18 protein-coding genes and 1 pseudogene are annotated in these 17,476 nt (G+C 67.2%); 12 read left to right on the forward strand and 7 right to left on the reverse strand.

The features are described 5' to 3' along the window. Positions 1-38: 38 nt before the first annotated feature. Positions 39-971, reverse strand: coding sequence for a branched-chain amino acid aminotransferase (locus OJF58_RS06820; RefSeq protein WP_300782988.1), 933 nt, complete (start codon positions 969-971; stop codon positions 39-41). Positions 972-1,286: 315 nt separating this feature from the next. On the opposite strand from OJF58_RS06820, the gene OJF58_RS06825 reads away from it, so the two are divergent. The 4 genes from OJF58_RS06825 (at position 1,287) to OJF58_RS06840 (ending at position 4,928) form a co-directional block, all read left to right on the forward strand. Continuing rightward, on the forward strand, positions 1,287-1,715 hold the full coding sequence (locus tag OJF58_RS06825; protein WP_300782992.1) for a MarR family transcriptional regulator: 429 nt from the start codon (positions 1,287-1,289) through the stop codon (positions 1,713-1,715). A gap of 5 nt (positions 1,716-1,720) precedes the next feature. Further along, on the forward strand, positions 1,721-2,410 hold the full coding sequence (locus OJF58_RS06830; protein WP_300782994.1) for a response regulator: 690 nt from the start codon (positions 1,721-1,723) through the stop codon (positions 2,408-2,410). Between the two features lie 10 nt (positions 2,411-2,420). Then, positions 2,421-3,770: an ATP-binding protein gene (locus OJF58_RS06835; protein WP_300782996.1), complete on the forward strand. Its 1,350-nt coding sequence runs from the start codon at positions 2,421-2,423 to the stop codon at positions 3,768-3,770. A 63-nt stretch (positions 3,771-3,833) separates the two neighbouring features. Next, positions 3,834-4,928, forward strand: coding sequence for a branched-chain amino acid aminotransferase (locus tag OJF58_RS06840; RefSeq protein ID WP_300782998.1), 1,095 nt, complete (start codon positions 3,834-3,836; stop codon positions 4,926-4,928). Here OJF58_RS06840 and OJF58_RS06845 read toward each other — a convergent pair. The 5 genes from OJF58_RS06845 to OJF58_RS06865 form a co-directional block, all read right to left on the reverse strand. Then, complete coding sequence (locus tag OJF58_RS06845; RefSeq protein WP_300783000.1) at positions 4,925-5,263, reverse strand: tRNA-binding protein; 339 nt, start codon at positions 5,261-5,263, stop codon at positions 4,925-4,927. The two genes, OJF58_RS06840 and OJF58_RS06845, sit on opposite strands and share 4 nt — an antisense overlap. 83 nt (positions 5,264-5,346) lie before the next feature. After that, entirely contained in the window at positions 5,347-5,781 is a 435-nt protein-coding gene (locus tag OJF58_RS06850; protein WP_300783002.1) for a phasin family protein, read from the reverse strand. Positions 5,782-5,905: 124 nt separating this feature from the next. After that, positions 5,906-6,517, reverse strand: coding sequence for a TetR/AcrR family transcriptional regulator (locus tag OJF58_RS06855; protein WP_300783004.1), 612 nt, complete (start codon positions 6,515-6,517; stop codon positions 5,906-5,908). After that, positions 6,514-7,311: a pyrroline-5-carboxylate reductase gene (gene proC / locus OJF58_RS06860; RefSeq protein ID WP_300783006.1), complete on the reverse strand. Its 798-nt coding sequence runs from the start codon at positions 7,309-7,311 to the stop codon at positions 6,514-6,516. Before proC ends, OJF58_RS06855 begins: the two co-directional genes overlap by 4 nt. A gap of 28 nt (positions 7,312-7,339) precedes the next feature. Beyond that, positions 7,340-8,074, reverse strand: coding sequence for an enoyl-CoA hydratase-related protein (locus OJF58_RS06865; RefSeq protein WP_300783008.1), 735 nt, complete (start codon positions 8,072-8,074; stop codon positions 7,340-7,342). A 78-nt stretch (positions 8,075-8,152) separates the two neighbouring features. Here OJF58_RS06865 and OJF58_RS06870 point away from each other — a divergent pair, with 78 nt between their 5' ends. The 4 genes and pseudogenes from OJF58_RS06870 to OJF58_RS06885 all read left to right on the forward strand — a co-directional run bounded on the left by OJF58_RS06870 (position 8,153) and on the right by OJF58_RS06885 (position 12,094). Continuing rightward, on the forward strand, positions 8,153-8,410 hold the full coding sequence (locus tag OJF58_RS06870; RefSeq protein WP_366526823.1) for an accessory factor UbiK family protein: 258 nt from the start codon (positions 8,153-8,155) through the stop codon (positions 8,408-8,410). 3 nt (positions 8,411-8,413) lie between these two features. After that, positions 8,414-10,429 (forward strand): hydantoinase/oxoprolinase family protein, encoded by a 2,016-nt coding sequence (locus tag OJF58_RS06875; RefSeq protein WP_300783010.1) that lies wholly within the window; start codon positions 8,414-8,416, stop codon positions 10,427-10,429. Positions 10,430-10,494: 65 nt separating this feature from the next. Beyond that, positions 10,495-11,262 (forward strand): annotated as a pseudogene (locus OJF58_RS27095) (hydantoinase B/oxoprolinase family protein); the annotation flags it as partial. Between the two features lie 94 nt (positions 11,263-11,356). Continuing rightward, a complete protein-coding gene (locus tag OJF58_RS06885) occupies positions 11,357-12,094 on the forward strand; it encodes a hydantoinase B/oxoprolinase family protein (RefSeq protein WP_300783014.1) in 738 nt (245 codons plus the stop codon). 13 nt (positions 12,095-12,107) lie between these two features. Here the strand turns inward: OJF58_RS06885 and OJF58_RS06890 are convergent, their stop codons facing one another. After that, positions 12,108-13,727: an L-lactate permease gene (locus tag OJF58_RS06890; protein ID WP_300783015.1), complete on the reverse strand. Its 1,620-nt coding sequence runs from the start codon at positions 13,725-13,727 to the stop codon at positions 12,108-12,110. A 386-nt stretch (positions 13,728-14,113) separates the two neighbouring features. Here OJF58_RS06890 and OJF58_RS06895 point away from each other — a divergent pair, with 386 nt between their 5' ends. The 4 genes from OJF58_RS06895 (at position 14,114) to pgeF (ending at position 17,472) form a co-directional block, all read left to right on the forward strand. Next, positions 14,114-14,623 carry a YbjN domain-containing protein gene (locus OJF58_RS06895; RefSeq protein WP_300783016.1) on the forward strand — a complete coding sequence of 170 codons (510 nt, stop codon included), beginning with the start codon at positions 14,114-14,116 and terminating at the stop codon, positions 14,621-14,623. Between the two features lie 148 nt (positions 14,624-14,771). Further along, positions 14,772-15,584, forward strand: a complete 813-nt coding sequence (lgt, locus tag OJF58_RS06900; protein ID WP_300783018.1) for a prolipoprotein diacylglyceryl transferase — start codon at positions 14,772-14,774, stop codon at positions 15,582-15,584. A gap of 11 nt (positions 15,585-15,595) precedes the next feature. Then, positions 15,596-16,696 carry an SAM-dependent methyltransferase gene (locus OJF58_RS06905; RefSeq protein ID WP_300783019.1) on the forward strand — a complete coding sequence of 367 codons (1,101 nt, stop codon included), beginning with the start codon at positions 15,596-15,598 and terminating at the stop codon, positions 16,694-16,696. Beyond that, positions 16,693-17,472 carry a peptidoglycan editing factor PgeF gene (pgeF, locus tag OJF58_RS06910; RefSeq protein ID WP_300783020.1) on the forward strand — a complete coding sequence of 260 codons (780 nt, stop codon included), beginning with the start codon at positions 16,693-16,695 and terminating at the stop codon, positions 17,470-17,472. The genes OJF58_RS06905 and pgeF overlap by 4 nt, the downstream gene beginning before the upstream one ends. Positions 17,473-17,476 lie beyond the last annotated feature (4 nt).

A 17,476-nucleotide genomic window follows, 5' to 3' on the forward strand; every position in this document is an offset into this window, starting at 1 on the left:
AACAGACTGCGGCAAGGCCACCCTGTCAAGCCGTCGCGCTATGCCGCCTTCGCAGATGCCGGCTGCGCGAAATGCCCGGATTCGCCGAAGCCCTCGCAATCCGGCTGGCGCACCAGCTCGGCGTAGTCGGCCATCAAGGTCCCGCTCATGGGCCCGACCTGATAGCGATGTGTATCGATGGCGCCGACCGGCACGATCTCGGCCGCCGTTCCGCACAGGAAGATCTCGGCCGCGTCATCCAGTTCGCATGGCATCACCGCGCGCTCCTCGACCGTCCATCCACGCTTTCGCGCCATGCCGATCACAGCGCGCCGCGTGATGCCGTCGAGGAAGTTCTCCACCTTGGGGGTCACCAGCCTGCCGCCCATCGTCAGGAAGACATTGGCGCCTGTCGACTCGGCGAGCCGTCCCTGCCAGTCGAGCATCAGGGCGTCATCGAAGCCAGCGTTGAGGGCGCGGTCTTTCTCGATGCCGCAGATGATGTAGAGGCCGGCCGCCTTGGCGCCACCCGGCGCGACTTCCGGCGACGGTCGCCGATAGCCGGCCATGGTGACCTTGATGCCGCCCGGCTTCGGCTGCACCGAGAGGCGGCCCTCCTGCGCCCATGGCGCGATGGCGAGATGCACCGTCGTGCCGATTGCCGACACGCCCATCACTTCCGATCCTCGCCAGGCGATCGGCCGGACATAGCCGCTGGCGAGCGCGTTGGCCTTCACCACCGCCCGTGTGGCCTCGTCGATCTGCTCGCGCGTCCACGGCAGATCGTAGTCGAGGAGGCGGGCCGAGTTGATCAGCCGGGCGCTGTGGGCCGCGAGCCGGAACACTCGGCCCTCGTAGACCCGTTCCCCCTCGAACACGGCCGAGCCGTAGTGCAGCGCGTGGGTCAGTACATGCATGTTCGCCGAGCGCCAGGGAACCAGCTCCCCGTCGCACCAGATCCAGCCGTCGCGATCCGCCATTGTTAAGGACATTGCCATTTCTCCGATCAAATGATCCCGAAGCGGTCTTTCAGCCACCCTCGTACGCAATCTTTGACCCAAATATGTCAATACTGCTGACCTAGTCAAGACTGCTGTTTCCAGGCAGCGCCAAGTCCGCTAACGCTTCGGCCCTGACGATCGACGGATGGCCGTGAGTTCGGCGATCAGTGCGCGGTGTCAACGAGAGCTCTGACGCTCTATAGTGCCGCCGCCAACGCAGAAGACATGTCCGTGATGGTGGAAACGAGGCCTCCCGCTAACCCGCTGTTTCTGCGTGACGAAGAGCTGCGACAAGGCATCGAACTCATGTTCTACGCCTATCGCGACTTCACCTTCGAGATCGACCAGCATCTCAAGCGCTACCAGCTGGGCCGCGCGCACCATCGCGCGCTTTATTTCATCGGCCGCCATCCCGGCCAGACCGTGGGGCACCTGCTGTCGATCCTCAAGGTCACCAAGCAGTCGATCAGCCGCGTGCTGAAGGACCTGCTCGAGCAGCAATATGTCGAGCAGAAGAGCGGCCCGCGGGACCGGCGCGAGCGCAGGTTGTGGCTCACCGAAAAAGGCCAGGCACTCGAGCGCGAGCTGACCGAGCGGCAGAGCCAGCGCTTCGCGCGCGCCTATCGCGAGACCGGCGCCGAGGCCGTCGACGGCTTCCGCAAGGTGCTGCTCGGCCTTCTCGATCCCGTCGAGCGCATCGAGATCGACAAGCGCGTGCGAGCGGGCGGCCGCTGACCGGCATGGATGGCACAGCCGACAAGCCCCATATTCTGGTCGTCGATGACGATACGCGCCTGCGCGATCTCCTGAAGTCTTTTCTCTCGCGCAACGCCTTGCGCGTCACGGTGGCCGGCAGCACCGCCGAGGCCCGCGAACGGCTGGCTGTCCTCGATTTCGACTTGATCGTGCTCGATGTCATGATGCCGGGCGAGACGGGCCTCGACTTCGCGGCCGAGCTGCGGCGCACGGATACCGTGCCGATTCTGATGTTGACGGCAAGAGGCGAGCCGAGGGACCGCATCGCCGGCCTCGAGGCGGGCGTCGACGATTATCTCGGCAAGCCCTTCGAGCCGCGCGAGCTCCTCCTGCGGATCCAGAGCGTGCTGCGGCGCGGCCGGCCGACCGAGATCGCCGCCGGCAACGTGACCTTCGGGCCGATGCAGTTCAATCTGGAGCTGGGAGAACTCACGCAGAACGGCAGGCGTATGCCGCTGACCGAGGCCGAGACCGCTCTGCTGCGCGCGCTGAGCGCGCACATGGGCGAGGTTCTGAGCCGCGAAGCGCTGTGCCGAAGCGTCGGCGGCGGAATGAACGAACGCGCGATCGATGTCCAGGTGACGCGGCTGCGCCGCAAGATCGAGCCCGACCCCGGCTTTCCGCGCTACCTTCGCACCGTTCGCGGCCAGGGCTATCGCCTTGTCGATGCTTGAGTCGTTCCCGATGAGACGGATCAGCGATCTGTTCGAGACGATCGCGGTGTGGGCCGATCGCCACTCGCCCCAGACGTTGTTCGCACGCGCGCTGATCATCATCGTGGTGCCGATGCTGCTCCTGCAGGCACTCAGCGCCTGGTGGTTCTACAGCCAGCGCGGTGACAATGTGACGAATCGGCTGGCCTTCCTGCTGGTGCGCGATCTCAGGGCGCTGATCGCGCTGCACCACGACTTCCCCGACGAGGCGCACAGACGCTGGATCATCCACCATGCGCAGGTCGATCTCCTGATGGATGTGAGCTTCCGCCGGGGAATCATCGAGCAGTGGAAGCCGCCCGATCATTACGACATCGTGGGGCGCGAGGTGCAGGGAGCGCTCGACGCCGATCTCAAGCGACCCTATTTCATCGACAACGACGTCGGCGGCGACCAGCTCCTGCTCGAGGTCCAGCTCAACAACGGCGACATCATGACGGTGCGGGTGCCGCACCTTCGCCTCACCTTCGGCTCGAGCTTCGCCTACGTGCTGGCGCAGCTCGGCCTCGCCCTCGTTCTGTTCGGCCTCGCCATCTGGTTCATGCGCCGCGAGCTGGTGCCGATCGAGCATCTCGGGGTCGCCGCCGATGCGCTCGGCAAGGGGCGCGACATTCCCGACTTCGCCTTCTCCGGCGGCACGCGCGAGGTGCGCAACGCCGCCCGCGCCTTCCAGACCATGCGCATCCGGCTGAGCCGCTCCATCCAGCAGCGCACCGAGATGCTGGCGGGCGTCAGTCACGACCTGCGCACGCCGCTCACGCGCATGAAGCTCTCGCTCGCACTCCTGCCCGACTCGCCCGAGACCCGGGAGCTGAACGACGACGTCGCCGATATGGAGCGCATGATCGAGGGCTATCTCGCCTTCGCGCGCGGCGAGGGCGACGAGGAGACGGCGCCGGTCGATCTCGCCGAGATCCTCGAGGAGGTGGTCGCCGGAGCCAGACGCGACAATGCCGATGTCGGACTGAGCTTCGAAGGCGACATGCATGTCGAGCTGCGGCCCTTGGCGATGAAGCGCTGCCTCACCAACCTTCTCTCGAACGCGCTGCGCCACGGCACGCGCGCCGAAATCCAGGCCGTTCGCGGCCGCACCTCGGTCGAGGTCATTGTCGACGACGACGGGCCTGGCATCCCGCCCGACCGCTATGAGGACGTGTTTCGCCCCTTCTACCGCCTCGACGAGTCGCGCAATGTCGATACCGGCGGGGTCGGTCTCGGCCTCACCATCGCGCGCGACGTGGCGCGCAGCCATGGCGGCGACGTGTCGCTGGCCGCCTCGCCGCTCGGCGGCCTGCGCGTGGCGGTGAGAATTCCGCTCTGAGCCCCGACATGCTTGTGACCGGCCGCCCTGTGCTATAGTGCCGGCAACCAGCTTCGAGAAAAAATGTCCAAGACCCAGTCGCTTAGCTTCGCCCGCGTGCCGCATCCGTCGCCGACTCCGGCCGACAAGCGCGCGGAGCTCCTGAAGAATCCGGGCTTCGGCCGCGTCTTCTCCGACCACATGGTGACCATCCGCTACAGCGATTCCCGGGGCTGGCACGATGCCAGGATCGAGCCGCGCGCGCCGATCTCCATGGATCCCGCCGCCGCCGTCCTGCACTACGCCCAGGAGATCTTCGAGGGACTGAAGGCCTACCGCACCGCCGACGGCGGTGCGACGCTGTTCCGCCCCGAGGAGAATGCCCGGCGCTTCCAGCGATCGGCCGAGCGGCTGGCCATGCCCGTGCTGCCGGAGAAGGCCTTTCTCGATGCCTGCGATCTGCTGGTCAGCACCGATCGCGCCTGGATACCGGACGGCGACGGCAGCCTCTATCTGCGCCCGTTCATGTTCGCCACCGAGGTCTTCCTCGGCGTGAAGCCCTCGTCGGACTACCTTTTCATGGTGATCGCCTCGTCGGTCGGCGCCTACTTCAAGACCGACGCGCCAGCGGTGTCGGTCTGGGTCTCGACCGACTACACGCGCGCCGCGCCGGGCGGCACGGGCGTCGCCAAGTGCGGCGGCAACTACGCCGCGAGCCTGCTCGCCCAGGCCGAGGCCACGCGCCACGGCTGCGACCAGGTGGTGTTCCTCGACGCCAAGGAGCAGCGCTGGGTCGAGGAGCTGGGCGGCATGAACGTCTTCTTCATCTTCGACGATGGCTCCCTGTCGACCCCGCCGCTCGGCGGCACGATCCTGCCCGGGATCACCCGTTCCTCGTTGATCACGTTGGCCAAAGACAAGGGTCTCGAGATTCGCGAGGAACGCTATTCGATCGATCAGTGGCGCAGCGATGCCGGCACCGGCCGCCTGCGCGAGGCCTTCGCCTGCGGCACTGCCGCGGTCGTGACGCCGATCGGCACGGTGCGCAGCAAGGACGGCGAATTCAGGATCGGCAACGGCGGCTCGGGCGCCAAGACTGAGGAGTTGAAGGCGACGCTGGTCGGCATCCAGCGCGGCCGCACCCCCGATCCGTACGGCTGGATCCACAAGGTCTTCTAGAAGAGCCTGCCGCCGTTCGGGACCGGCTTGTCCGGCACGATCAGCACCACCGAGCCGCCGTCGTCGGGAAAGCCGAGCGTCAGCACCTGCGACATGAACTTGCCGATCTGGCGCGGCGGGAAATTGACGACCGCCGCGACCTGCCGGCCGACCAGGCTTTCCGGCGAGTAGTGCGTGGTGAGCTGGGCCGAGGATTTCTTGATGCCGATCTCCGGCCCGAAATCGATCTCGAGGACGATCGCGGGCTTGCGTGCGCCGTCGAGCGGACGCGCCGCCCGCACGGTGCCGACGCGGATGTCGACTTTGGCAAAGTCGTCATAGGCGATGGTGGTCATGGCCCGAACCCTACGGACGATCGGCCAAAAGAAAAGGGCCGTCCTGCGCAGGACGGCCCATGCGATCAGCGCGGCTCGCGGACTTACTTCTTCGCGATCGCGGCCTTGACCTCGTCGGCGAGCTCGGTGATGCGCTCGTTGATCACGCCGAAAGCCTCCGTCTGGCCCTTGGCATAGAGGTCGCCGAGCTCCCTGGCATTGGCGAGAGCGGCGTCATAGCTCTTCTTCGCGAAGTCTATCTGCTTGGCGGCCTTCTCCTCCACCGTGGCGGCGGCCAGGACCTCGCTGCCGTGCTTGGAGAGGTCCTCCAGCGCGGTGCGGACCATATCACCCTGGCGCTGGGCGATGGTCTTCAGCGACTCGACGGCCGAGCTGCTGGCGGTGGTGATGGCGGCGAAGGTCTTGCGATTGCTCTCGACGATCGACTCGACGTTGACCACCGGGAACTTGAAGTCGCCGGCGAACTTGCTGAAGTCGAAATCGGTGAAGGGGTTCTTGAAGCTGCCGTTGGTGTACATGGGAAATCTCCTGAGACGACTGGGCTGGGCTGAAAAGTCGGTGTCATGCTGCACTGCACAACGGAGCGAAATCTATGTTTTGCAGCCGCGAAGTCAAGAGGCTTTTGTGCATTGCACAAAATATTCATGGCGCAGGCGTGTCAGGCGCTCGTCTTCGAGAGGAAAACCTATAACTTTCAAATAGTTGTGCCCATCTCTCCGCTGTCTTCAGCCGATGGTCGAGGGCGGCCATGGTCTTCGAGAGATCATTCGTTTCATCGCGGTCGAATACGCGCGATACGGCGTAGTGAATGGCCAGAAGGCCGTTCTGCCGCAGCGCCCCGGCCAAGCCTTCGCTCGGCAGTGCGGCCGCTTCCAGCATGGCCGCCATTGCCCGTCGGAAGGACTGACCGAGCGCCAGGGCAAGCAACGGATCGCGGGTCGTGGCATGCCGGATCTCGCGCAAAGCGTCGCGATGCGGCGCCAGCGCGTCGTAACGGCGCATCATCACGTCGAACAGCCGGTCGCGCGCCGTCTCCTCGGGATCGCGCTCGCGCGGCGTGCCGGCAAGGACTTGCGCATCGGTCCGTGCCATGAAGGCGGCCACCAGCGAAACCTTGTCGGGGAAAAGACGATAGAGCTCGCCCAGGCCGAGCCCGGCCGCCTGCGCAACATCATGCAGGCTCACGCCGGCAAATCCCCGTTCGGCGACGAGAGTGAGAAAAGCGTCGAGCGCGCGGTCCCGGACCTCGCTCATCCGGCCAGTTCCTTCGAGCGGCGCGAGGCCGCTGCCAGCGCCTTGTCGAAGATGGGTTGGAGTCCGTCGGCGGCCATCAGAACCTTCAGAGCTTCAGCGGTCGTTCCGCCGGGGCTGGTGACATTAACGCGCAGTTGCGCCGCCGGTTCGGTCGACCGCCGCAGCAATTCCCCGCTGCCGGCCACCGTCGCGCGTGCGAGCTGCATCGCCATGTCGGGCGCGAGGCCGAGCTTGGCGCCGGCGGCGGCCATCGCCTCGACCAACAGGAAGACGTAGGCCGGCCCGCTGCCCGAGAGCGCCGTCACGGGGTCCATCAGCGCCTCGTCCTCGACCCACAGGGCCTGCCCCACGGCCTCGAGCAGCTCCTGGCATCTTGCCTTCTCGGTCGCCGACACGCCGTCGGCTGCCGCTGCCACGCTGATGCCCTGGCGGACGGCAGCGGGCGTGTTGGGCATGGCGCGCACGACCTTGGCGGTCGTGCCGAGATGGCGGGCGAAATAGCTCAAGGTCTTGCCGGCCGCGATGGACAGGAACACCGCCCCTTCGTCGGCGAACCGCCTGAGGTCGGGGAGCACCGCATCCATCGTTTGCGGCTTCACCGCCAGAACGACGATCCCGGGTGTCTCGCTGACCTCGGCCGTCGAAGCCACCGTCCGCAGCCCGGGCTTGCGAGGCCGCAGGCCTTCGACCGGCTCGGCGACAATCACATCGGCGGGTGCGAGGCCGCGCGCCAGCCAGCCCTCCAGCATGGCGCCGCCCATCTTGCCGCAGCCGACCAACAGGAGCTTGCCCATGTGCGCCTCCCCCCCCCCTTTCGCCTCGTCAGCGCCCCTTGAACCGCGCCGGCCGCTTCTCGCGGAAGGCGGCTGTTCCCTCCTTGCGATCCTCGCTGGTCGCGATCTGCTCGAGCTTGTAGCGCTGCGGCACGAAGATCTCGGCCGGGCCGCGCGGCAGGGTCTGGTTGGCGAAATCACGCAGGGTGCGGATCACCAGCGGAGCCGAGGCCGCGATCACGCTTGCCATCCGCCGCGCCTCCTTGCGCTCCTCGCCGAGCGGCACGACCTTGTTCACGAAGCCGACGTCGTAGGCCCGCCTGGCCGCAATCTCCTCGCCCAGCAGGAGAAGTTCCATCGCCACCTTGTGCGGCATGCGCGAAACGATGCCCGGCATCAGGCCGCCGAAGACGCCCACCTTGGCCTCGGGATACATGAATTTCGTGGTATCGGCTGCGACCATCAGATCGCAGGTCATGACGAGGCAGATGCCGCCACCGATCACCCAGCCCTGGGTAGCCGCGATCACCGGCTTGCTGAGCTTGTGGGAGACGTCGGGAACGGCTTTCCACATGGCGGCAGGCGGATCCTTGAGGTCGGCGCCGACGCAGAAGGCCGGCCCGTCGGCCTGCAGGATGGCAACGTGGTCGCTGCCCGCTTCGAAGGCGCGCCAGGCGTCGTACAGGCCGTCGCACAGTTCCTGCGTGAGCGCGTTGCGCTTCTCGGCGCGCGCCATGGTGATCGTGGTGATACCCTCGCTCGATTCGACCTTCACAAGACTCACGGCGTTCCTCCCGTCCCGGCGGCATCCTTGCGCGGGATGCTATCAGCCGCCCATACTCGCTGCATCAGGAGTCCCATCATGCAGACCCGCAACCCCTTTATCGACGATCTCACGAAGCTCGCCAACGGCGCCATGGGAGCGCTCACCGGCATGAAGGACGAGGTCGAGGCGCGCGTGCGCGACCAGATCGCGAAGGTCCTCGACGGCATGGACATTCCACGGCGCGACGAGTTCGAGGCGGTCAAGGCGATGGCTGCCAAGGCACGCGAGGAGAACGAGGAGCTGAAGAAGCAGATCGCCGACCTGCAGGCGCGGCTGATGAACACGGGGCCATAGCGTATGCGCGTCGGCGTCGAGGTCGGCGGCACGTTTACGGATCTGGTCGCCGTCGAGGGAGGCCGTGTTGTCGTCACCAAGGTGCCCAGCACGCCGCGGTCGCCCGATATCGGTGCCTTTGCGGCGCTGACGGCGTCGGGCATCGACCTCGCCCGCATCGAAGATCTCGGCCATGGCTCGACGGTCGCGACCAATGCGGTGCTGGAGCGCAAAGGCGCATCGGTCGCCTTCGTCGCGACCGCGGGCTTTCGCGACCTGCTGTTCATGCAGCGCCACGACCGGCGCAACATTTACGACCTCTTCTATGCCAAGCCCGCGCCCCCGGTGCGCCGCAAGGATTGCTTCGAGGTGCGCGAGCGCCTGCGTGCCGATGGCTCGGTCGAGACGCCGCTCGACGAAGCGACAGTGCGTGCCGAGCTCATTCCCGCTCTTCGGGCCGGCGGCTATCGCGCCGCCGCGATCTGCCTCTTGAACGCCTACGCCAATGCGCAACACGAGAAGCGGCTTGCGGCACTGATCGCCGACGCGCTGCCGGACGTGCTGGTCACCTGCAGCCACCAGGTGGCCCGCGAGTTCCGCGAGTTCGAACGGGCCTCGACCACCTTGCTTTCGGCCTACGTCCAGCCGGTGGTCGATGGCTACCTGCACCGCTTCGAACACAAGCTCGCCGACGCAGGCTTCAAGGGCCGCTTCACGGTGATGCAGTCGAACGGTGGCCGGCTGCCCGCCGAAGCGATGCGCCAGAGCGCGATCACCGCGCTCTATTCCGGACCGGCGGCAGGCGTGGTCGGCGCCACGCGCCAGGCGGCGCGCTCTGGCTTCAGGGACCTCATCACCTTCGACATGGGCGGCACCTCGACCGATGTCTGCCTGGTGCAGGACGGCCGGCCGTCGCTGGCATCCGAGAGCGAGATCGACGGACTGCCGATCCGCACGCCGGTGCTGGACATCGTGTCGGTCGGCGCAGGCGGCGGCTCGATCGCCTGGGTCGACGACGGCGGCATGCTGCGTGTCGGCCCGCAGAGCGCCGGCGCCGATCCGGGTCCCGCCTGCTACCGACGGGGCGGGGGCGAGCCGACGATCACCGATGCGCACGTGGTCACCGGCACGATCCGGCCGGCGGCCTTTCTCGGCGGCCGCATGAAGCTCGACGCCGAAGCCGCCGCCGAGGTCTTTGCGTCGGTCGCGCACCGATTCGGCCTCGGGGTCGAGCAGGCCGCGGCATCGGCGCTGCAGCTCGCCGACGCCAACATCGTCCGCGCGATCCAGCTCGTCTCGACCGAGCGCGGCCGCGACCCGCGCGACTACGCGCTGGTGCCGTTCGGCGGCGCCGGCCCGTTGCATGCCGCGCGCATCGCCGACGAGCTCGGCATCGCCACCATCGTGGTGCCGCCCAATGCCGGTGTCATCTCCGCCTACGGACTGGTCGCCTCCGACTACACCAAGTTCGATGCCGTGACCCGCAAGATGAAGCTCGACGAGGCGGCGGCTCGCGACGCGGCCAAGATTTTTGCCGAGATGCGCGCGCGGCTTGCCGCCCAGTTCGCCGACATGAAGCTGCCGGGTGAGCTCGTGTACACGCACACGCTCGATATGCGGTTCGTAGGCCAGGCGTTCGAGGTCGGCGTCGAAATTCCCGCCGGCCGGCTGGGCTCACTCGACGCGGCCTATCTCGCCGGGCTGTTCACCGACGCGCATCACCGCACCTTCATGCATGGCGCGACGCTCGAACGGCCGGTCGAGATCGTGACCCTGCGCGTCGGCGCGACGCTGCCCATCGGCACTGCGCCGACGCTCGACCGAGAAGCCGCCGCGGCGCGTCGGCCGGAACGGACCCGCATCTTCCACGGCGAGGCATGGATCGAGTGCACGCGCTACACCGCCGAAGCCCTGGCCCGCGGCCAGCGCCTCGAAGGCCCGGCCGTGATCGAAGGTCACACGGCCACGACCTGGGTGCCAGGCGGCTGGACCGCCACCCTCGATACGGCCGACAATCTTATGCTGCGGAGAGCCTCATGACGGCCACTCTCAATCCCATCGACTATGCCGTAATTAGCCAGGCGCTGATCGCGGGCGCGCGCGAGATGGGGGTAAAGCTGATCCGCTCGGCCTACTCCACCATCCTGCGCGAGGCGCGCGACGGCTCGGCCGGCCTGATGGACCGCTTCGGCAACACGGTGGCGCAGGCCGAGCTCATCCCAATGCAGCTCGGGCCGATCGGCGAGACGTTGCGCGCCTGCTTGAAGCGGCACCCCGTCGAGACGCTGCAGGAAGGCGACTTCCTGATCAATAACGATCCATTCGAGGGCGGCCAGCACATCCCCGACGTCTTCATCTTCACGCCGATCTTCGTTGCGGGCCGGGTCGTGGGCTTCGGGGCGTCGGTCGCACATCATCTCGACCTCGGCGGCGGCGCGCCGGGCCTCAACATCCATGCCAGCGACGTCTATCAGGAGGGCCTGCGCATTCCTCCCAGCCGCTACAGCTTCGAGCGCGACTGGAACGGCGGCTCGTTCGAGCGGCTCGTCACCGCCAATGTGCGCGTGCCCGATCTCACCATCGGCGACTTCAACGCGCAGTTCGCGGCCAACGCCATCGGCGTCCTGCGCGTGAAGCAGCTCTGCGAGCGCTACGGCACGGACAAGGTCGAGGCGGCGATGCAGGAGATGCAGGACTACTCCGAGCGCCGCGTGCGCGCCGCCATCGCCCAGGCGCCCAAGGGTACCTACCATGGCGAGGACGCGATCGACGACGACGGGCTCTCCGACGATCCGCTGCCGGTCAGGGTGAAGGTCACGATCGCCGACGATTCCGTCGAGATGGACTTCGAGGGCACCTGCGCACAGGTGAAGCGCAATCTCAACTGCCCCTACTCGAGCACGCTGTCGGCCGCGCTTTCCTGTGTGAAGTCGGCTGACCAGCCCCGACATTCCCTACAACGAAGGCATGGCGCGGCCGATCCGGATCAAGGTGCCGTATGGCTCGCTGCTGAATCCGCGGCCGCCGGCTCCGGTGCGCGCGCGCATGATCCCGGCCTATCGCGTCTTCAACGCCGTGATGAAGGCGATGGCGCAGGCCCTGCCCGACAGGGTGATCGCCACCGGCTTCGACTGCACCACCGCCTTCTGTCTCTCCCATCTCGGCGAGAAGGGCTACAGCGTCTACCTCGAGATCTTCGGCGGCGGCTATGGCGGCTCGAAGAACGCCGATGGCTGCGATGCCGTCGATTCGCCGCTCAGCAACTGCTCCAATGCGCCGGTCGAATCGCTCGACATCGACTACGACTTCTTCCGCGTCGTCGGCTACGAGCTGGCCGCCGACTCCTTCGGCCTCGGCGCGCGGCGCGGCGGCGCCGGCTTCTGGCGGCGCTGCGAGATCCTGACGGACGACGTGCAGCTCGCGATCTATTCCGACCGCTTCCGCCTCGCCCCCGAGGGCCTGTTCGGCGGCGAGCCGGGCCGGCGCGGCTATTGCCGTGTCTTCCGCGCCGACGGCAGGACCGAGGAGCTGCGCAGCAAGGCAGCCGTCGATCTCGCCAAGGGCGACGTGGTCGAGATGTTCGTGGGCGGCGGCGCCGGCTTCGGCCGCGTCTCCGAGCGCCCCGACTCGCTGATCGAGCGCGATCTTGCCGACGGTCTTCTCACCCGCGATCCGCGCGCGGCGCGCAGGCTCGCGGCGGAATGAGTCGCCCGCCCTCCTAACCGAGGACGCGCGTGGTCGGCACGAACAGGTAGAACGCCACGCCGATCACGATCAGCCAGACCAGCATGATGAAGGTCCAGCCCATATTGTGGCGGATCACCTCGCCTTCGTTGCGCACGAAGCGGCTGGTCGAGACACCGACGCTCGCGGTCTGCGGCGCCACTGGCTTGCCGACCTCGGCGCCGACCGAATTGAGCGACGGCAGCAGAACCGGCGGGAAGCCCAGGATCTTGCCGACGGCGAGCTGGAAGGCGCCGAACATGGCGTTGGTCGAGGTGTTCGAGCCGCTGAGCGCGACGCCAATCCAGCCGAGGATCGGCGCCACGACGATGAACAGCACGCCGATCTTCGAGAAGCCGAAGGCGAGCGACGCCGCCATGCCGGAGTAGTTGAACACATAGGCGAGGCCGAAGATGAAGACGCCGACGAGGCAGGCACCCCACATCTGCTGCCAGGTCCGATGGACGATCTCGCCGAGTTGCGTGCCGTTCACGCGCAACAGCACGGCAATGACGAGCCACGACACCGCGATCGCGGTGCCACCCACCCCGGGTGCCCAGGAGAAGGCCGCCGCCACCGTCTTGCCCGGCTCGAGCGCCGATCCCGCTGCCACGGACGCCTTGAACGGCACGTAGGCCGGGATCCTGGACCACGGCCCGGTCCACAGCACCACGATCACGACAAGGACGATGACCGGCAGCCACGCCTGGACGATCTCGCCACCGCTGAGGCCGTGCGCCTCGCCCGTCGCCCGGTCCTTCGCCTCGCCCGACAAGGGCGCGCCGCCGTAGCCGCGCACCGTCGCCGGCTGCCAGATCTTCAGCAGCGCCAGAAGGCAGACGAAGCAAAGAATCGCGCCCGCCACGTCGGGCAGGTAGGGGCCGAGATAGACCGCGACGGGAAGCTGGCCGGCGATATAGGCCAACGAGCCGACGATGGCGAGCGGCCATGCCTCCCACATGCCCTGGCGACCGCTCACCAGATAGAGCAGAACCCACGGTGGCAGCAGAGCCAGCACGGCGACTATATGGCCGACCGAGCTCGACAGGGCGAGAAGTGGCAGTCCCGTCACCGCGGCCAACCCGATGATCGGCGCTCCCAGAGCGCCGTAGGAGACCGGCGCATTGTTCGCGAGCGCCGCTACCCGCACGGCGTCGAGATCGGGGATACCGAGTGTGATCAGGATCGGCGCGACGAAAGCCCATGGGTAGCCGAAGCCGACCAGCCCTTCGAGCAGCGCGCCGAACGCCCAGGCAAAAAGCATCGTCTGCACACGTACGTCGGCGGTGCCCTGCGCGACCAGCCAGCGGCGGAACTTCTCGAACACCCCGGTGACCACCAGCGTATTGAACAGCATCACGCCCCAGATCGTGATCCAGTCCACGCTCCACACGCCGGTCGCAGAGCCATAGAGATAGGCGAGTGCGCCCTGGCCTGTCGGCATATGCCAGACCAACGCAGCGATAGCGTAGGTCACAATCGAGCCGATGAGCACGGCTATCCAGGCCGACAGCCGTAGAACGGCGAGGAGAAACAACAGCAGCGCCACCGGCACCAGCGCAATCAGCCAGCTGAGGAACAGATTTCCCGTCGGATCGAGGACCTGATTGAACATTGGGCTCTCCCCGCGTGTGGCCTCGTTGCCAGTCGGCTCTGCTGGTTCTCCACTCAACTCGGGACAATTCCGGCAGCGAGCATTGTGCAATTTTGCAGGGTGGGCAACGAATGCCTGTCCACCGGTCCGGGAGATGGCACGAAGCGGCCGGCCGAGCGATTCGATTGGCGAACCCCGACGCATCCGACTTCGGATGCTGGGGATTAAATTTTTGGAATCGCTGACTCTTTTCCGGAATCGAGGCGGATTTCTTATTGCACCCCGACTCGCCCTTGTGGCAGGCTAGTGGTTGTGGGTTGCTGGGTACCCACCACGATATATCGACCAACCGCTTTTCAAGAACGGTCTATGCGAGCCGCAGAGCGGAATGGTTGGGGAGTCGGTCGATGGCGTTATCGCGACACGAGCGGAGCAAGCAAAAGGTCGATCTGAACCCGCTCGAGATGATCGAAAAGCTCGTGTCGGCCAACGAATGGCCCTTCGATCGAACATCCGAGCGCGAGATCGCCGTCGAGGTGGCGGGCCGCTGGTGCGACTACCGCATGTTCTTCAGCTGGCGCGAGGATGTCGAGGCGCTGCACTTCACCTGTGCCTACGACGTCCGCATCCCGGCCGAGCGCCATCCGGAGATCCATGGCCTGCTGGCACTGATCAACGAGAAGATGTGGATGGGCCACTTCGACCTCTGGACCGAGGAGGGGTTGCCGATGTTCCGTCACGCCATCCCCCTGCGCGGCACCGAAGGCCTCAAACCCGAGCAGCTCAACGATCTGGTCGAGGTGGCGATCAGTGAAAGCGAGCGCTTCTACCCCGCCTTCCAGTATGTCGTGTGGGCTGGCAAGACGCCGGCCGACGCATTGACCGCCTCGATCCTCGAGACGGTCGGCGAAGCCTGACCGAAAAGGACCTCCGACGCCCCCTCTCTTAGAACATCAATAACCCGCGTTGGATCGTCCTGAGCGGCGCCGGCCTCCCCCTCGGCCGGCGCCGCGACCATTCTGCGGTGACGCCGGCCGCGTCGGCCCGGCTATAACGGGCGCCCGCATGATCCCCCTGCTCATTCCCTATCCCGACATCGACCCGGTCCTGGTGCAGATCGGCCCGTTTGCCATCCGCTGGTATGCGCTCGCCTACATCGCGGGCCTGATCATCGGCTGGCGCATCATGCGCCGCGTCTGTCAGCAGCCGCCGGCCATCCTGTCGCCGGAGAAGATCGACGACTTCCTCTTGTGGGCGGCGCTGGGCGTCATCCTGGGCGGCCGATTGGGATACGTGCTCTTCTACAAGCCAAGCTACTTTTTCCACGACCCGGTCGCCATCCTGACCCTGTGGGAAGGCGGGATGTCGTTCCATGGCGGACTGCTGGGCGTGGTGACCGCGATCCTGGCCTTCGCCTGGCGCAACCATGTCAATCCCTTCATGCTGTCGGATCTGGTGGCGATCGTGGCGCCGATCGGCCTCTTCTTCGGCCGCATCGCCAACTTCATCAATGGCGAGCTGTGGGGCCGGCCTACCGACGTGCCGTGGGCAATGATCTTCCCGCGCGGCGGACCGATCCCGCGCCATCCGAGCCAGCTCTACCAGGCCTTCTTCGAGGGCGTGCTGCTGTTCCTGCTGATGCTGGCGGTCTGGAAGCTGAGCGATGGCCGGCGGCGGCCGGCGCTGCTCACCGGCGTGTTCTGCATGGGCTACGGCGTGGCGCGGATCGTCGGCGAGATCTTCCGCGAACCCGACTCCTTCCTCGGCTTCCTGTGGGGACCGATCACCATGGGCATGCTGCTGTCCGTGCCGGTCTTCCTGTTCGGGCTGATCCTGGTCGTTCTCGCCGCGAGCCGGCCAGCCCTGCCCCAGCACTGAAGCGAGAGCGTGTGACCAGCGAGCTCGGCCGACGCCTCGCCCGGCGCATCGCCGTCGCCGGGCCAATGTCGGTCGCCGAGTTCATGGCCGAGGCGCTTGGCCATCCGACGCTCGGCTACTATCGCCGCGCCCTGCCGATCGGCGCGGACGGCGACTTCACCACGGCGCCGGAAATCTCGCAGATGTTCGGCGAGCTGCTGGGCGCCTGGCTTGCCGAACGCTGGCAGGCGATGGGGCGGCCATCGCCGGTGCGGCTGGTCGAGCTCGGACCGGGGCGGGGCACGCTGATGGCCGATGCGCTGCGGGCCACGCGCGGCGTTCCAGGCTTCCATGGCGCGCTCGACCTTCGCCTCGTCGAGATCAGCAAGCCGCTGCGCGCCCTGCAGGAGACGGTGCTTTCAGGCTACCGGCCGGCCTGGCACGAGCGTTTCGACGACGTGCCGGAAGGCCCGCTGCTGCTGATCGCCAACGAATTCTTCGACGCCCTCCCGGTGCGCCAGTTCGAGAGGACAGCGCACGGCTGGAACGAACGCATGGTGGGCCTCGCGCCCGACGGCACGACCCTGGCGTTCGCCTTGTCACCGGGCCCATCGCCTTTCGCGCGATTGTTGCCTGCGGCGCTGCGCGACGGCGATTCCCCGCCGGGAACCGTCGCCGAGATCTCCACGGCAGCGATCGATCTGGCAAACCGGATCGCTGCGCGCCTCGTGCAGCAGCGCGGCTGGAGCCTGATCGTCGACTACGGTCGCGATGCACCCGCTGCCGGCGCGACATTCCAGGCCTTGCGCGGGCATAGGCCGGTCGATCCGCTCGAGCGGCCGGGCGAGACCGACCTCACCGCCCATGTCGACTTCGCGGCGCTTGCGGAAACCGCGCGCGCCGGCGGCGCACGGGTCTTCGGCCCCACCGGCCAGGGCACATTCCTCCGTCGTCTCGGCATCGAGCAGCGCGCCGACGCCTTGAAGGGGCGGGCGACGGCCGAGCAGCGAGACGCCATCGACGCGGCACTGGCGCGCTTGATCGCGCCCGGGCAAATGGGCACTTTGTTCCGCGTTCTGGCCATGGGCGACGACAGAAGCCCGGCGCCGGCCGGCTTTTCGGACGAGACATGATCCAGGCCACCATCCAGGCCAAGACGCTGGCCGATCTCGACGGCGTGCAGCACCGCTTCTTCACGCGACGCGGCGGCGTGAGCGCAGGCCTCTATTCCTCGCTCAATTGCGGCTACGGATCGGGCGATGGCCTCGACAATGTGCGCGAGAATCGCCGCCGCGCCGCGGCGGCCTTCGATCTCGCCGAGGCCGATCTTCTCACGCTTCACCAGATCCATTCGTCCGAGGTGCTGACGGTCGGCGCCGAGCGATGGCGCTCGCCCGGCGCGCCGAAGGCCGATGCGCTGGTCACCGACCGGCCCGGTGTGGTGCTGGGCGTGCTCGCCGCCGACTGCGCCCCGGTGTTGCTTGCCGATCCGGCCGCGCGGGTCGTGGGCGCGGCTCATGCCGGCTGGAAGGGCGCCCTGGGTGGCGTGGTCGAAGCGGCGATTTCGGCGATGGAGCGGCTGGGCGCGCGGCGCGAACGGCTGCGCGCGGCGATCGGCCCTTGCATCGGTCGCGACTCCTATGAGGTCGGGCCGGAATTTCCGGTGCCCTTTCTCGCCCAGGACGAGGCCAACGGCGCGTTCTTTCGGCCGGCACCGCGGGCCGGGCATTTCCTGTTCGACCTTGCCGGCTATCTTGCCAAACGGCTCGCGCGCGCCGGCGTGGCGGCCAGCGCGACCGGGCACGACACCCTGGCCGGTGCCGACGATTTCTTCAGCTACCGCCGCAATACCCTGAAGGGCGTGCGCGACTATGGACGCGGCCTGTCGGCCATCGCCCTCGAAGGTTGACTTG

This window comes from Enhydrobacter sp. (genome assembly GCF_030246845.1).
Taxonomy (GTDB): Bacteria; Pseudomonadota; Alphaproteobacteria; order Reyranellales; family Reyranellaceae; genus Reyranella.

Excerpts from the sequence above, each read along its gene's own strand:
- OJF58_RS06820 (WP_300782988.1), bottom strand. The coding sequence starts at position 971 with ATGTCCTTAACAATGGCGGATCGCGACGGCTGGATCTGGTGCGACGGG.
- OJF58_RS06825 (WP_300782992.1), top strand. The coding sequence starts at position 1,287 with ATGTTCTACGCCTATCGCGACTTCACCTTCGAGATCGACCAGCATCTC.
- OJF58_RS06830 (WP_300782994.1), top strand. The coding sequence starts at position 1,721 with ATGGATGGCACAGCCGACAAGCCCCATATTCTGGTCGTCGATGACGAT.
- OJF58_RS06835 (WP_300782996.1), top strand. The coding sequence starts at position 2,421 with ATGAGACGGATCAGCGATCTGTTCGAGACGATCGCGGTGTGGGCCGAT.
- OJF58_RS06840 (WP_300782998.1), top strand. The coding sequence starts at position 3,834 with ATGTCCAAGACCCAGTCGCTTAGCTTCGCCCGCGTGCCGCATCCGTCG.
- OJF58_RS06845 (WP_300783000.1), bottom strand. The coding sequence starts at position 5,263 with ATGACCACCATCGCCTATGACGACTTTGCCAAAGTCGACATCCGCGTC.
- OJF58_RS06850 (WP_300783002.1), bottom strand. The coding sequence starts at position 5,781 with ATGTACACCAACGGCAGCTTCAAGAACCCCTTCACCGATTTCGACTTC.
- OJF58_RS06855 (WP_300783004.1), bottom strand. The coding sequence starts at position 6,517 with ATGAGCGAGGTCCGGGACCGCGCGCTCGACGCTTTTCTCACTCTCGTC.
- proC (WP_300783006.1), bottom strand. The coding sequence starts at position 7,311 with ATGGGCAAGCTCCTGTTGGTCGGCTGCGGCAAGATGGGCGGCGCCATG.
- OJF58_RS06870 (WP_366526823.1), top strand. The coding sequence starts at position 8,153 with ATGCAGACCCGCAACCCCTTTATCGACGATCTCACGAAGCTCGCCAAC.
- OJF58_RS06875 (WP_300783010.1), top strand. The coding sequence starts at position 8,414 with ATGCGCGTCGGCGTCGAGGTCGGCGGCACGTTTACGGATCTGGTCGCC.
- OJF58_RS06885 (WP_300783014.1), top strand. The coding sequence starts at position 11,357 with ATGGCGCGGCCGATCCGGATCAAGGTGCCGTATGGCTCGCTGCTGAAT.
- OJF58_RS06890 (WP_300783015.1), bottom strand. The coding sequence starts at position 13,727 with ATGTTCAATCAGGTCCTCGATCCGACGGGAAATCTGTTCCTCAGCTGG.
- OJF58_RS06895 (WP_300783016.1), top strand. The coding sequence starts at position 14,114 with ATGGCGTTATCGCGACACGAGCGGAGCAAGCAAAAGGTCGATCTGAAC.
- lgt (WP_300783018.1), top strand. The coding sequence starts at position 14,772 with ATGATCCCCCTGCTCATTCCCTATCCCGACATCGACCCGGTCCTGGTG.
- pgeF (WP_300783020.1), top strand. The coding sequence starts at position 16,693 with ATGATCCAGGCCACCATCCAGGCCAAGACGCTGGCCGATCTCGACGGC.